Source organism: Gammaproteobacteria bacterium (assembly GCA_029880545.1).
GTDB lineage: Bacteria > Pseudomonadota > Gammaproteobacteria > Acidiferrobacterales > SZUA-150 > JAOUOD01.
Window position 1 is genome coordinate 83,705 of the sequence record JAOUOD010000005.1, and the last position, 13,942, is coordinate 97,646.

The following is a 13,942-nucleotide window of genomic DNA, read 5'->3' on the forward strand; positions in this document are numbered from 1 at the left end:
CAATACCGGGTGGAGCCAGGCCCTGTCTGACATGGGCGCATGCCTGCGCAAACCCAGGCCGTTGGTAAGCGGCAGGCTTACACGAATGGTAGGGCTGACCATTGAAGCCAGCGGTTGCTATGCGCCGTTGGGTACACGCTGTCGAATCGAGGGCAGTGACGGCAAGGCTGTTGATGCCGAGGTGGTCGGCTTCAATCGCAATACCTTGTACCTCATGCCAATTGGCCATGCTCACGGGTTCCAGTTACATGCGCGTGTCACGCCAATGCCCGATCACGGTGTTCTCAATGTCGGCCCGCAATTACTGGGTCGTGTGCTGGATGGCAGTGGTGCACCCATTGACGGACTCGGACCGCTGTCAGATGCACACATGGTGGAACTGCGTGGTCGTCCCATAAATCCCCTTTCACGACATCCTATTGACAGGCCGCTTGATGTCGGTGTGAGGGCAATCAACGGCTTGCTGCCGGTCGGAAGGGGGCAGCGAATAGGCTTGTTTGCCGGCAGCGGTGTTGGCAAGAGCATGCTGCTGGGCATGATGACGCGATTCACTGAAGCCGAAGTGATAGTTGTCGGTCTGATTGGTGAACGTGGTCGCGAAGTAAAGGAGTTTATCGAAAAGAACCTGGGCAAGCAGGGAATGTCCAGGTCAGTGGTGATAGCATCACCTGCCGACGCGGCGCCGTTGATGCGTCTGCATGGCGCATTGGCAGCTACCCGCATTGCCGAGTATTTTCGTGATCAGGGCAAGCACGTATTGTTGTTGATGGATTCCCTGACCCGGTATGCCCAGGCGCAGCGTGAAATCGGGTTGGCCGTAGGCGAGCCGCCGGCAACAAAAGGTTACCCGCCTTCGGTGTTTTCCCGTATTCCGGAGTTGATTGAACGTACCGGCAACTCGGAATCCGAGTCCGGTTCAATTACGGCATTTTATACAATACTGGTTGAAGGTGATGATACCAACGACCCGGTAGCCGACTCTGCGCGGGCAATACTTGATGGCCACATTATGTTGTCGCGTACGCTGGCAGATGGCGGACTGTACCCGGCGATTGATATTGAATCTTCCGTTAGCCGAGTGATCCATGATGTGACCACGGAAATCCACAGGGAATCTATATCACGGTTCAGGAAATACTATTCCCTGTATAACCGAAGTTCTGATCTGATAAATATCGGTGCCTACAAGGAAGGTGCGGATGCCGAACTTGATCGCGCGGTTGCGTTGTACCCGAGACTTCGATCCTACATTTCTCAAAAGCCGGGACAGGCATCGGCCGTGGGCCAGTCTGTTACCCAGCTGGCGAAGTTGTTTGACGGTACGCAGGTCGGTGCCAACAATCCCGAAGAAGCGATTAATGGAGCTGCATCATGAGCGCAGAATCGCTGGATCGGGTTTTGACCGTTCTCGAAAACGAAACACGCGCAGCAGAGATGGCGTACCGGGCCGGTCTGGAAAACCATGAACTGCAGAAGCAACAGCTGCAGCGTTTGCAGGATTACTACCATGAATATGCAGCCAGGCGTCGGGATAATGGCACCAGCAACATACAATCTTTCAGGAACCTGAACCTGTTCCTCGGAACAATTCAATCCGCTATTACCGGGCAGGAACACAAGGTATCCGTTTCTTCCGAAACGACCGAGCGATTGAAAACGGCATGGATAGAACGGTTGCGCAGGGAAAAGAGTGTACGCACCATCATTGATAACCGGAAGTCACGGGAAAAATATCTGCAAAACCGGGCCGATCAGAAGATAACCGATGAAATTGCCGCGCTGATTGTTAACGGCCGTTAACAATTACCATAAACCGTGATTGCATAGATGAATTGCAGGCACGGCATTTGCAGATTATCCGTTTACATTGAAGCCGGTGTCACTGGTTTGGCGCAATTCTGAAACATAAGGTTACATATCCATGGCAAACCTGTTTAAGTTGATCTCATCTATGACGATAAATAGGAAGCGGGCACCAGACCTAACGGGCACGGGTGCCAGGGATAATATTGTGTCAAATGACCGGGATTCCGGTCTGGCGGGACTTGGTGATCCGGTAATGAAAGTACGTATTGAAGGCATGACTGATATTGAATCTGCTTCCGAGTTGCAGAAGAAACTGATTGAAGCGTTGAACAGTGGAGAAAAACAGGTGGAGATGGATATGTCCGGCGTGGACCGGATGGATACCACTTCCATACAAATGCTGATCAGTTTCTGCAGTATGGTGGCAGGAAAGAAAGAAGTTACCTGGAGTGGCCTGACAGGCGAACTGGAACATACGATCAGGCTGTTTGGCGCCGGTGAGCTTCTTGGCATCGGGGCGTGAATGGTTTGTACAGCTTAGGAGACAAATATGGCCAACATATTAACTGCTGATGATTCTGCATCCATGAGGGAAATGGTGCTCTCGGCTCTGACGTCGGCAGGTCACGAAGTGTCCCAGGCGGTGGACGGGGAAGATGCGCTTGAGACTGCCAAGAAAGGAAAATACAACCTTGTCCTGACAGATCTCAACATGCCAAAGATGGATGGTATTACCCTGATCAAGCGACTCAGGCAGCTACCGGAATACAAGTTTGTTCCGATCTTGATGCTTACCACTGAATCAGATCATGAAAAGAAAATGGCAGGCAAGGAAGCGGGCGCAACAGGATGGATAGTAAAACCGTTTGACCCGGAAAAGCTTATAGCGGTCATTAACAAGGTAGTCAGCTAGGAAAACCACGACGATGGACTTGTCACAATTTCATGATACGTTTTTCGAGGAAAGTGCCGAAGGTCTCGATGATATGGAGAACGCTCTCCTGAATCTCGATACCAGCGGCGACTACGAGGAAGATATTAATACAATATTTCGTGGTGCTCACTCAATAAAGGGTGGCGCGGCGACATTCGGGTTCTCCCGGGTTGCAGATTTTACCCATATTATGGAAACCCTGCTGGATAAGGTTCGCTCCGGAGATCGGCAGATCAGCCGGGATGATATCGACCTGTTCCTCAGGTCAGTAGACTGTATTCGCGAGATGCTTTCGGTCATGCAGCACGGCGGCGATATTGATGAAGACAACGTCTCCACCGTGCAGGCGCAACTCGACTCGGTTCTGAAAGGTGGCGTGTCAACGACAGCATCGGCCGGTAATGATGATCTTATTACTGAAGATGAATTCGAAAACCTTCTGGATACACTGCATGGCAAGGGCAAGGGGCCTGTTACCAGTGTCGCCAATGAGGATATTACTGACGAGGAGTTTGACGCTTTGCTTGATCAGCTGCATGGTGAAGGCAGGGGTCCTACTGATCCTGGCCAGACCGCTTCGGATCAAGCGGCCGGGAACGGCATCGTCGGCTGGAATATTCACTTTGTTCCGGAACCGGAAATGCTGCGAACCGGAAATGATCCGCTGCGCATTCTGCGTGAGCTGGAAGACATTGGTGAAGTGGAAACGCGTGTTAACGTGGATCAGCTGCCGACTCTTGACCAGCTTGTGGCCGAAGATTGCTATCTTGGCTGGCACATCAAGGTCAAGACCGGGGCGGACATGGATACCGTGCGCGAGGTATTTGCCTGGGTGGAGGATCAATGCAAACTGTTGATAGAGCCGATGTCGGGAACCGACAAGTGGAGCGGGAACGCCGTAGTCAGCAGGGAAAAGGAAAGCGTCGCGGCAGCCAGAGAATCCGGTTCAGATGTAGAAGAATCATTCATGGTGCTGATGCCCGGTTTCGCGGGAATATTCAAACAGGCGGCTTCCGGGTTTCCGGAGTTATTGAAAACTGTTCTTGGCAATAAGGGCGGCATTGCCCATGTCCAGGGACTGGTTCTTGACGCGGTCGAGAACCTGGTTGCCAAGAATGGCAATGCCGACGCGGTGGCTGAACAGCTAAAGCGTCTGGCATCAGCACTTGATAAAAGCGGTATTGACCGGCTGACAGCTGAGCAGTCTTTGAAAGAACTGCTGAAATCCTGCGCTGAACTTTCAGGAAAACAATGGAAGCCGCAGTGGACGCAGGCCTGGAACCAGTTACTCGCGCCCGGTCTGAAGCTCGTTGCGGAGAAGACAGAGAAAAAGCACGATGAGTTGCCGAAAACAATAAAGCCTGCGGTCCAGGACGATCCGTCCAGGGCGGCTGCGGCAGACAAGGCAGAGGCGGCCAAACGCAATGTCAATACCGAGGCCAGTTCTATCCGCGTAAGCATCGACAAGGTGGATGAGTTGATCAATATGGTCGGCGAACTGGTGATCACGCAGTCGATGCTGAGCCAGCTAGGTGAAAAGTTTGAAATGAAACACCTGCAGGCCATGCGTGACGGATTGGCTGAACTGGAAAACAATACACGGCAACTGCAGGAAAGTGTTATGCGTATACGCATGTTGCCGATCAGCTTCGCATTCAACAGGTTCCCGCGCATGGTGCGCGATATTTCCGGCAAGCTGGCCAAGAAGATTGATCTGAAGATGACCGGCGAACAGACCGAGCTTGACAAGACGGTTATGGAGAAAATCGGTGATCCGCTGGTGCACCTGGTTCGAAATGCAATTGATCACGGTATTGAAAGGCCTGCAGATCGCGTGGCCAAGGGCAAACCGGAGACCGGCACACTGCACCTTAATGCCTATCATCAGGGTGGCAACATTGTAATCGAAATCAAGGATGACGGTGCCGGGCTTAATACTGAGAAGATACTCAGCAAGGCCAGGGAAAAAGGCGTCATCAGTGGCGACGAGTCCCTGTCCGAGCAGGATATTCACAACCTGATTTTCCATCCCGGCTTCTCCACAGCTGACCAGGTCAGTGATCTTTCCGGTCGTGGCGTTGGCATGGACGTGGTGCGCAAGAATATTCGTGCCCTTGGCGGACAGGTGGAAATTGCGTCGAAGGAAGGGCATGGCTCGACCATTACCATTCGCCTGCCACTGACGCTGGCCATACTGGATGGTCAGACAGTATCTGTTGGAAACGAAACCTATATTATCCCGCTGGTCTCCATTGTTGAATCTATCCAGGCCAAGTCCGACATGGTCAGCATGGTTGCCGGCCGTGGCGAAGTATTCCGTTTGCGTGATGAATATCTGCCGATACTCAGACTGTACTGGTTGTTCGGTGTCGAGAACCCGGTTACCAATATAGATGAGGGACTGCTTGTCGTCGTTGAAGGTGATGGTGTTCGTGTAGGTTTGTTTGTCGATGATCTTCTCGGGCAACAACAGGTTGTTATCAAGAGCCTGGAGACAAACTTCCGCAAGGTGGAAGGCCTGTCCGGGGCAACAATTCTTGGCGACGGCACGGTATCGATGATTGTTGATGTACCCGGCCTTATCGCCCTGAACCGGCACAAAAAAGGAAATCCTCTTGAAGACCTGGCGGCACGAAACAAGTCGATGCCGAAACTCCGGTTTGACAGCAATACCGGTGTCAGTATGGGCAGGGGCAATTCACTGGGTATTGATGCCAGGACGATACGGGACAGCTTTGCCTTGCTGGCTGACCGCGCCGATGAACTGGTTGACCGTTTTTATGAAAAGCTCCTGGCAAAACAGGATGTGGCAGCGCTGTTCGTCAATACGGATATGGACGAACAAAAGAACAAACTCGCTGGCGCCATCGGGTTCGTGGTGAAGAACCTGGATAACACCGAGGTACTTGTAGCAGAACTGAATAACATGGGCGTCAGGCACAAGCATTATGGTGCGGAAGCAAGACATTATGGCGTTGTTACAGATACGTTGATTTCGGTCATGGCGAACATGGCCGGCAAGAACTGGACTTCGAATATCGAGTCCGCCTGGCGGGATCTTCTGAATGTTGCAAGTACGGTGATGCTGTCTGCCGGCGCCGGAGCGACGGTCGGGGGCGTTAACAGAATTGGCGTGAAAGAGGCTAAGCAATGAGCGAATTTAGTGCGGGAAGTATGAATGACATGAATGACCGGGACAGTGCCGGTGGTATTGATTCCGATACTGACCAGTACCTGACCTTTATGTTGGCCAACGAGGAATATGGTGTCGATATCCTGCGTGTGCAGGAGATCAAGGGCTGGGATACCGTTACCCATATTCCCAACACGCCGGATTACATCAAGGGTGTGCTGAACTTGCGTGGCACGATCGTGCCGATCATTGACCTGCGCCTGCGTTTTGGTCTTGACCCGATTCCCTATGGCACGACAACAGTAATTGTTGTTGTTCGGGTTATGGATGGTGAAAAGACGCGCACCATGGGCATTGTTGTTGATGGTGTATCCGACGTATATGACATCTCACCCGAATCGATCAGCCCGACCCCGGAATTCGGCGGCTCTATCAAGACTGGCTACCTGAAGGGTATGGCCACGCTTGACGAAAAGATGGTCATTATTCTTGATATTGATTTTCTTTGCAGTGGCAAGGAACTGGAAAACCCCGGGCAGCCTGCTGCTGCCTGATCAGGGAACACAGGGAACGGGTTATGCGAATTATTGCGGTAATGAACCAGAAAGGCGGTGTTGGCAAGACCACTACGTCTATTAACCTGGCTCATGCCCTGGCCCTGGCCGGTAACCGTGTATTTGGCATTGACATGGATCCGCAGGGACAGTTCGGCCTCGGTTTTGGTGTTGTCGATCCGATTACCGGCGTCGACGATGTATTGCTGTCAGGTTCATTGTTGACCGATGTCAGGCTGGAGGTGCGCGACCGGCTTTGGGTTGCGCCTGCAGGCCCTCGCCTGAGTGATGCCGAACACATAACCGAGGGTGGCAGCAAGCGTGGCTGGCTACTGAAAAATGCCATCGACCAGTTACCCGATGACTACGACTACGTGGTTATCGATTGCCCTCCTTCAGCAGGATTGCTCGGCATGAATGCATTGTTCGCTGCGGACGAAGTGCTGATTCCGGTTTCCGGAGATTATTTTGGGCTGCATGGATTGTCCCGGCTGATGGAGCTGTTCGGTCATATCGAAAGTGCGCTGGGGGCCGAACTAAAGAAATGGGTTGTTGTAACGCGCTTCCAGGAGCGCAGACGATTGGCCCGGGATGTGCGCGAGAAGCTCGTGTCCTATTTCCCGGGAAAGGTGCTGAATACATCGATTCGTGAAACAGTTGCGTTGGCAGAGAGTCCAAGCTTTACGCAAACGATTTTCGAGTACAAGGCTAATGGAAATGGTGCCGATGATTATCGTTCATTGGCTGAAGATATCGTTTTAGGGAGAACTATCCATGGCTAAGAAGCAGGCAGCCAAGATCGGGCATGATCCACTTGGCTGGATGAAAGGAAATGATGAGCCAGGCGGGAACGACACACCCTCGCCGGTGAAGTCGTCAACGGACAGCGGATCTGATCCGGACGAGGCATCGAACCCGCTGGGTTTGAAGATTGATCTTCTGGAAACCAGTTTCAATGCATTGGCCCCGAAGGGCGAGAAACTGGTTGCACGATTCTACGAGGAGTTGTTCAAACGACATCCTGAAGTAGTGCCCATGTTCGCCAATACGACCCAGGCCAAGCAGCAGAAGAAGCTGCTCAGCGCGCTGGTTCTGGTGGTGAACAATCTGCGCAAGCCTGATGTTCTGGCCAAGGCGCTGACTGAAATGGGAAAGCGCCATCAGCATTATGGGGCCGTAGAGGCGCACTATGGTGTTGTGGCGGGCGTATTGCTTGATGTCATGGCAGAGATTGCCGGCGATCTTTGGACCAACGAGCTCTATGGCGCCTGGAAACAGGCACTGGAAACCGTGGCCAAGGTCATGTTAGACGGATACACGAATGAGGAGAGTAATAAAATGGCGGCATCACCTGAAACGATGACGGCAGCTTTCTCGGCAGAGCCCGAGGGCATAGTCGATGATTTAAATATACTGATGAACATACTTGAATTCGCGCCCATCAACATCATGATGGCGGACGCGGACGAGAATATTATTTTCGTCAACAAGAAGGCGCGTGACATTCTTACGTCTATTGAGGGCGAATTGGCCAAGTATCTTCCCGGGTTTCGTGTCAGCGAAGTCGTCGGCGGCAGTATTCACCGGTATCACAAGGATCCGGCGGCGATCAAGAATCTGCTGCAGTCTCTGCGACCGGGTGACAAGCGCCAGGGCAAGATCACGCCAGGACACTTTGTGTTCGAGCACGAAACGCGTGTACTGGTGAATTCCAAGGGTGTGCGCATGGGTTACGTTGTCCAGTGGAATGATGTGACCGAGCAGCGCAAGAACGAGGAACAGGCATTCAGACTGCAGAAAGCGGTGGATGGTGCCCAGACCGCGATGATGATGATTGATCGTGACCTGGTCATTACCTATGCCAACGAGGAAACGATCAAGCTGTTACGTCGCTACGAAGATATCCTGCGCAGTCTGTATCCAGCGTTTTCCGTGGACAAGGCCATTGGCTCCTGTATTGACATGTTTCACAAGAACCCGGCCCATCAGCGTCGCCTGCTGGATGATCCGCGCAACCTGCCTTATGAAACCGATATTCAGGTAGGCCCGCTGACCTTCCATATTCGTGCATCGGCCATTCTGGATCTCAGCGGAAAGTATATCGGCAACACCCTGGAATGGGACGATGTTACCGAAACCCGCAAAAAAGAGATTGAGGTGGCGCGCCTGCAATCGGCCATCCAGGGTGCTCAGACCAACATCATGATGTGTGATACCGACCTGACGATCACTTATGTCAACCCGGCGGTGCAGGCCATGATGGCCAAGCGCGAAAGCGCGTTGCGTTCCGTATTCCCGGGCTTTGACAGCAAGAACCTGATCGGCCAATGCATTGACAAGTTCCACAGGAATCCGGCACACCAGCGGTCGTTGCTGGCCGATATGAACCGGTTGCCGGCATCCGCAGAAATGCGACTGGCCGACGTGGAATTCCGGGTCAATGCTACCGCCATCGTCGGACCTAAAGGCGAATGGATGGGTAACATGGTCGAATGGGTGGATATTACCGAGCAGAAAGACGCCGAGCGCCAGATCGAAAGCATGATCGATGCCGCGGTAACCGGTGACTTGTCCACTCGCATTGATACCAGTAACTACGAAGGCTTCCTGAAAGGCCTGGGTGACGGCATCAATGAAATGCTGGATGCCATGGCCGGGCCAATGGGTGAGTCCATTGACGTTATGAAGGAACTGGCCAAGGGTGGCCTGACCAAGTCCATGACCGGCGAGTACCAGGGTGAGTTCAAGTCCCTGGCAGACGCGGTGAATACGTCCATATCAAACCTGTTTGAGATGGTTACCAAGATTCGCCAGGCGTCAGGCGCCATTGCTACCGGTGCCGGTGAAATTTCGGAAGGCAATACCAATCTCAGTCAGCGTACCGAAGAACAGGCTTCCTCCCTGGAAGAAACTGCTTCGAGCATGGAAGAGATTACCAGTACGGTCAAACAAAATGCAGACAATGCCCGCCAGGCAAACCAGCTGGCCAATGCCGCGAGGCAGACAGCCGAACAGGGTGGTGATGTGGTCGGCAAGGCCGTGAAGGCAATGAGCGAAATCAATGCCAGTTCACGCAAGATTGCTGACATCATCGGCGTTATAGATGAAATCGCGTTCCAGACCAACCTGCTGGCATTGAATGCGGCTGTCGAAGCAGCGCGTGCCGGTGAACAGGGTCGTGGTTTCGCGGTAGTTGCCGCGGAAGTACGTAACCTGGCGCAGCGCTCTGCTACTGCCGCCAAGGAGATCAAGGACCTGATCAGTGACTCTGTCGAGAAGGTGAAGGAAGGTTCAAGCCTGGTTGACAAGTCCGGTTCAACACTCAACGAAATCATGGCTGGCGTCAAAAAGGTGTCCGACATTATTTCCGAGATTGCTGCGGCCAGCCAGGAACAGTCATCCGGTATTGAGCAGGTCAACAAGGCTGTAATGCAGATGGACGAAATGACCCAGCAAAATGCCGCGCTTGTCGAGCAGGCCGCCGCCGCCAGCAAGTCTATGGATGACCAGGCTCGTGGCATGAGTGAACTGATGGAATACTTTGATCTCGGCCAGGGTTCGGCCCCGGTCACCCAGTCGCGCAGGTCTGCGCCACCGGTCAATCGTTCACCGTCTTCATCACGTTCAGCGCCGGCAACTTCACGCAAATCCACCAGTTCTGACAGCGAGTGGGAAGAGTTCTAGGCGCTCGTCTCGGTACTGAAAGTCCGGACCGGTTATATGTGCCGGTCCGGACAGGGTTGGAAAATAAGCAGCGTCAAAGGCGTTGGTGAATAACACATGAATGAACGAGATTTTGAATTTACTGACAGGGATTTCAAGTATATTCGTCAGTTGGTAACGGAAAATACCGGTATCGTCCTTGGTGAACATAAGCGGGACATGGTCTATGGCCGACTGGTTCGACGCCTGAAGGTGCACAAGATCAGGCGTTTTTCAGACTACTGCGACATTATCAAGAGTGGTGATGAGCAGGAGATGATCGAGCTGGTGAATTCACTGACGACCAATCTCACTTCGTTCTTCCGGGAAAATCATCATTTCGAATACCTGAAGAAGACGGTGTTGCCGGAACTGATGAAAATAAACGCGCTGACACGACGTATTCGCATCTGGTCAGCTGGTTGCTCAACCGGCGAGGAACCGTACTCCATTGCCATGGTGGTTAACGAGGTGATCCCAAGGAACGCGGGCTGGGATGTAAGGATTCTGGCAACCGACCTGGATTCCAATGTCGTCGCCAAGGCCAGCTCCGGTATCTATGACATCAGCCGGGTCGAAGGTATCGATCGCGGCCGTACAGGAAAATGGATGCGAAAGGGTCGGGGTGACCACGCCGGCAGCGTGATGATGGGAAGCGAGCTGCGCGAGATGATTACATTCAAGCAGCTGAACCTGTTACACGACTGGCCAATGAAGGGCCCGTTTGATGTAATCTTTTGCCGCAACGTGGTGATATATTTCGACAAGGATACGCAGCGCGTCTTGTTCAATCGGTATGCTGATCTGATGGCAAATCACGGAACACTTTTCATAGGGCATTCGGAATCATTGTTCAAGGTCTCTGACAGGTTCAAGCTGATTGGGCAAACCATGTATAACAAGGTGTGATTGATGTTGTCAGGCAGCCACGAGGACAGGCCAAAACAACCCAGGGTGTTGCGGGGGTTTTCGCACATCAACCGGTACTGGGACCGCGAGCGTCGCTGTTATGGCGCCAAGATAACGCCAGGGCAGTTTTATGTCAGTACTGAGGGAGAGCAGATTGTCACCGTGCTCGGTTCCTGTGTGTCGGCTTGCGTCCGTGATCCCATATTCAATATAGGCGGCATGAACCATTTCATGTTGCCAAGCGGTGAAAATGGCAACTGGGGCGACTCGATAAATGGCTCCACGCGCTATGGCAACTTCGCCATGGAGCAACTGGTCAACACCATACTGCAAAATGGCGGCAGCCGGGAAAACCTTGAAGTCAAACTGGTCGGCGGTGGCAAGATTCTCAATGCCATGACCGACATTGGCAGCAAGAATATCGAGTTCGTACGCGAGTATGTGAAAATGGAAGGATTCCGCGTGGTGTCGGAAGATCTTGGTGATATTTATCCACGAAAGGTGCTGTACCTGCCTGACACCGGGAAACTGCTGGTGAAGAAACTTCGCTCACTTCATAACACCACGATTCTGGAGCGTGAAGCCAGTTACAGCCGTGATATTAATGTTGAACCGGTAAGCGGTGAAATCGAGCTATTCTGATGGAAGCGTTGTCTGCGAACAGTAAGATCAAGGTTTTGATTGTTGACGATTCGGCCCTGGTTCGCCAGATGCTGACAGAGATTCTTGAAAAGGACCCATCAATAGAGGTGGTGGGCGTTGCCGCAGACCCCTACGTGGCGCGTGAGAAAATCAAGAAACTCAATCCCGATGTCATCACGCTGGATGTCGAAATGCCACGCATGGACGGCCTCACGTTTCTCGGCAACCTGATGCGACTTCGGCCAATGCCGGTGGTGATGGTCTCGACTTTGACAGAGAAAGGCGCGGATACTACGTTGCAGGCGTTGGAGCTTGGCGCGATCGATTTTGTTTCCAAGCCGAAAACCGATTTTGCCCACACCATTACTGACTACTCCGAAGAACTCGCAGGAAAAATCAAGACCGCAGCAAAGGCCAATATTCGTGCGCTGGATCCATCGCGCATCAAGCGGTCGCCTGACGGTGGCCTGGATGTGGCGCCAAAGCTGTCTGCTGATGCGGTGCTGGCCCGTACCGGTGCGCCAAGACATTTTCGTACCACCGACAAGATAATTGCCATCGGCGCATCAACCGGAGGCACTGAAGCCATCAAGGAAGTGTTGATGGATATGCCACCGGACTCTCCCGGGATTGTCATTGCCCAGCATATTCCGGAAGCATTCAGCAAGCCGTTTGCCGAACGCATGAACCGTTGCTCGAAAATGCAGGTGTACGAAGCCGAGGATGGCCAGCAGATTGTTCCTGGGTCCGTGTATATTGCCCCGGGTAGCCACCACTTGCTGGTCGAGCGTGATGGCGCACGTTTTATCTGCCGATTGAGTGATGGCCCACCGGTGAATCGCCATCGGCCCAGTGTCGACGTATTGTTCCGCTCGGTGGCACAAAACGTTGGTCAGAACTCGGTCGCTGCAATCCTCACTGGCATGGGTGATGATGGTGCCCGCGGCATGAAGGAAATGAAGGAGGCGGGCGCGGTGACAGTAGCCCAGGACGAGAAGACCAGCGTTGTCTGGGGAATGCCTGGTTCCGCCGTTGCCCATGGTGGTGTTGATGACGTCATGCCGCTTGGTCGTATAGCGCGTCAGTTGTACAAGCTGGCAACCCGTTAAGCAATTCAGCATATCCCCGTAAAAAATATCGGCGTAGCCCGGCGCGATCGCAACCGATTTCCTGTTTTACATCACTGGTTGACAGTCAGGCTGGCACGGAAGTTGCGATATACCAGGCATGTTGTTTACGCGGACAATAAACTTATGATGGTGTCGATCGAAGCAATATTCCCGGCCATGCTCGCTGGTGTGGAAAAAACCCTGCAACCAGTCGAGCCTGGTGATTTCCAGTCTGTGCTGGACCAGTTATTGCCGCCTCAGCCCGGCAACGAAGGGCTGCAAATCTTGCCGGCGAGCCTGCAAAATTTGCCGGTATCGGCGGAATCAACAGCAAAACCGGTGTTGCCGGTTCTGCCCTTGCAGCAACCGGCAAACCTGTCGCCGGCGATACCGCGCGACATCGCCAGGCTGGGCGTAGCGGGCCTTGAGCCTGCAACCGGCGCAACATTACCCATCAACACGGCAGCGCGATTGATAGGCGTCAACACGGCGCCAGGCCTGGAAATGAAAACAGTAACGACTGACCTGGTTGCGGATGTGCCGGACGTCAACAGCGAGGAATTGTTAACGACAGTTAACAAACTAATGGAGCAATCCAGGCCCATGGTTGCCCAGGAGGCGGCTACCGCTGCAGCCAGTACTTATTCCATGACTTCAATGACGGGCATCCGAAATGACAATGCCCCGGCGAGCACATCCGGTCCTTCAATCATGGATGCCGAACTGGCGATGAATGAACCGGCCTGGGAATCCGGTATGGAACACAGGCTCAAGTGGATGATCAGCCAGCGTATCCAGCAGGCCGAAATTCGATTGAGTCCACGCGAGCTGGGCGCGATTGACGTCAGCATCAGCATGGATGGTGATGCCGTACGCATTCATTTCAATACGGCCAGCCCGGCAGCCAAGGAGCTGGTGGAAGGGTCATTATTGCGTTTGCAGGATGCACTGGAATCCGATGGCCTGAGTCTCGGTCACTGTTCCGTGGGCAGTGGCGACAGTCGTTCGCGTTCCGGTTTTTCAGCCATGACTGAAACGGCAATGACAGCCGACAATGAGCCTGGCGACCACGACCAGGGAACAGAATCCACAGTTCACACAGTGATATCATCGTCGGGGCTGCTCAATGTGTTTGCCTGACATGCCGATGAAA

General features: G+C 53.2%; 11 protein-coding genes and 4 pseudogenes. All 15 read left to right on the plus strand.

The genetic code is table 11. The annotated features are described in order from the left end of the window. Positions 1–31 precede the first annotated feature (31 nt). Positions 32–1,375: a flagellar protein export ATPase FliI gene (fliI, locus tag OEZ10_07090; protein MDH5632748.1), complete on the plus strand. Its 1,344-nt coding sequence runs from the start codon at positions 32–34 to the stop codon at positions 1,373–1,375. Then, complete coding sequence (gene fliJ / locus OEZ10_07095) at positions 1,372–1,800, plus strand: flagellar export protein FliJ (GenBank protein MDH5632749.1); 429 nt, start codon at positions 1,372–1,374, stop codon at positions 1,798–1,800. Before fliI ends, fliJ begins: the two co-directional genes overlap by 4 nt. A gap of 211 nt (positions 1,801–2,011) precedes the next feature. Continuing rightward, the gene (locus OEZ10_07100; GenBank protein MDH5632750.1) at positions 2,012–2,329 is read left to right on the plus strand and encodes an STAS domain-containing protein; all 318 of its coding nucleotides are present in this window, start codon (positions 2,012–2,014) and stop codon (positions 2,327–2,329) included. Between the two features lie 27 nt (positions 2,330–2,356). After that, the gene (locus tag OEZ10_07105; protein MDH5632751.1) at positions 2,357–2,719 is read left to right on the plus strand and encodes a response regulator; all 363 of its coding nucleotides are present in this window, start codon (positions 2,357–2,359) and stop codon (positions 2,717–2,719) included. A 13-nt stretch (positions 2,720–2,732) separates the two neighbouring features. Then, positions 2,733–3,023 (plus strand): annotated as a pseudogene (locus OEZ10_07110) (Hpt domain-containing protein). Between the two features lie 1,152 nt (positions 3,024–4,175). Next, a pseudogene (locus OEZ10_07115) lies at positions 4,176–5,324 on the plus strand (chemotaxis protein CheA). Between the two features lie 99 nt (positions 5,325–5,423). Then, the gene (locus OEZ10_07120) at positions 5,424–5,894 is read left to right on the plus strand and encodes a globin domain-containing protein (protein ID MDH5632752.1); all 471 of its coding nucleotides are present in this window, start codon (positions 5,424–5,426) and stop codon (positions 5,892–5,894) included. 20 nt (positions 5,895–5,914) lie between these two features. After that, positions 5,915–6,427, plus strand: a complete 513-nt coding sequence (locus OEZ10_07125; protein MDH5632753.1) for a chemotaxis protein CheW — start codon at positions 5,915–5,917, stop codon at positions 6,425–6,427. Between the two features lie 23 nt (positions 6,428–6,450). Next, complete coding sequence (locus OEZ10_07130) at positions 6,451–7,209, plus strand: ParA family protein (GenBank protein ID MDH5632754.1); 759 nt, start codon at positions 6,451–6,453, stop codon at positions 7,207–7,209. 40 nt (positions 7,210–7,249) lie between these two features. Beyond that, positions 7,250–9,199: pseudogene (locus tag OEZ10_07135) on the plus strand (PAS domain-containing protein). 24 nt (positions 9,200–9,223) lie between these two features. Further along, a pseudogene (locus OEZ10_07140) lies at positions 9,224–9,940 on the plus strand (methyl-accepting chemotaxis protein). Between the two features lie 267 nt (positions 9,941–10,207). Further along, positions 10,208–11,038, plus strand: a complete 831-nt coding sequence (locus OEZ10_07145) for a protein-glutamate O-methyltransferase CheR (protein ID MDH5632755.1) — start codon at positions 10,208–10,210, stop codon at positions 11,036–11,038. A 3-nt stretch (positions 11,039–11,041) separates the two neighbouring features. Then, the gene (gene cheD / locus OEZ10_07150) at positions 11,042–11,680 is read left to right on the plus strand and encodes a chemoreceptor glutamine deamidase CheD (GenBank protein MDH5632756.1); all 639 of its coding nucleotides are present in this window, start codon (positions 11,042–11,044) and stop codon (positions 11,678–11,680) included. Then, positions 11,680–12,789, plus strand: coding sequence for a chemotaxis response regulator protein-glutamate methylesterase (locus OEZ10_07155; protein ID MDH5632757.1), 1,110 nt, complete (start codon positions 11,680–11,682; stop codon positions 12,787–12,789). The genes cheD and OEZ10_07155 overlap by 1 nt, the downstream gene beginning before the upstream one ends. Positions 12,790–12,933: 144 nt before the next feature. Continuing rightward, positions 12,934–13,929 carry a flagellar hook-length control protein FliK gene (locus OEZ10_07160; GenBank protein ID MDH5632758.1) on the plus strand — a complete coding sequence of 332 codons (996 nt, stop codon included), beginning with the start codon at positions 12,934–12,936 and terminating at the stop codon, positions 13,927–13,929. Positions 13,930–13,942: the final 13 nt, after the last annotated feature.

What these genes read in the sequence shown, in the direction of transcription:
- fliI (MDH5632748.1), top strand. Translation starts at nt 32, where the DNA reads ATGGGCGCATGCCTGCGCAAACCCAGGCCGTTGGTAAGCGGCAGGCTT.
- fliJ (MDH5632749.1), top strand. Translation starts at nt 1,372, where the DNA reads ATGAGCGCAGAATCGCTGGATCGGGTTTTGACCGTTCTCGAAAACGAA.
- OEZ10_07105 (MDH5632751.1), top strand. Translation starts at nt 2,357, where the DNA reads ATGGCCAACATATTAACTGCTGATGATTCTGCATCCATGAGGGAAATG.
- OEZ10_07120 (MDH5632752.1), top strand. Translation starts at nt 5,424, where the DNA reads ATGGGCAGGGGCAATTCACTGGGTATTGATGCCAGGACGATACGGGAC.
- OEZ10_07125 (MDH5632753.1), top strand. Translation starts at nt 5,915, where the DNA reads ATGAATGACATGAATGACCGGGACAGTGCCGGTGGTATTGATTCCGAT.
- OEZ10_07130 (MDH5632754.1), top strand. Translation starts at nt 6,451, where the DNA reads ATGCGAATTATTGCGGTAATGAACCAGAAAGGCGGTGTTGGCAAGACC.
- OEZ10_07145 (MDH5632755.1), top strand. Translation starts at nt 10,208, where the DNA reads ATGAATGAACGAGATTTTGAATTTACTGACAGGGATTTCAAGTATATT.
- cheD (MDH5632756.1), top strand. Translation starts at nt 11,042, where the DNA reads ATGTTGTCAGGCAGCCACGAGGACAGGCCAAAACAACCCAGGGTGTTG.
- OEZ10_07155 (MDH5632757.1), top strand. Translation starts at nt 11,680, where the DNA reads ATGGAAGCGTTGTCTGCGAACAGTAAGATCAAGGTTTTGATTGTTGAC.
- OEZ10_07160 (MDH5632758.1), top strand. Translation starts at nt 12,934, where the DNA reads ATGATGGTGTCGATCGAAGCAATATTCCCGGCCATGCTCGCTGGTGTG.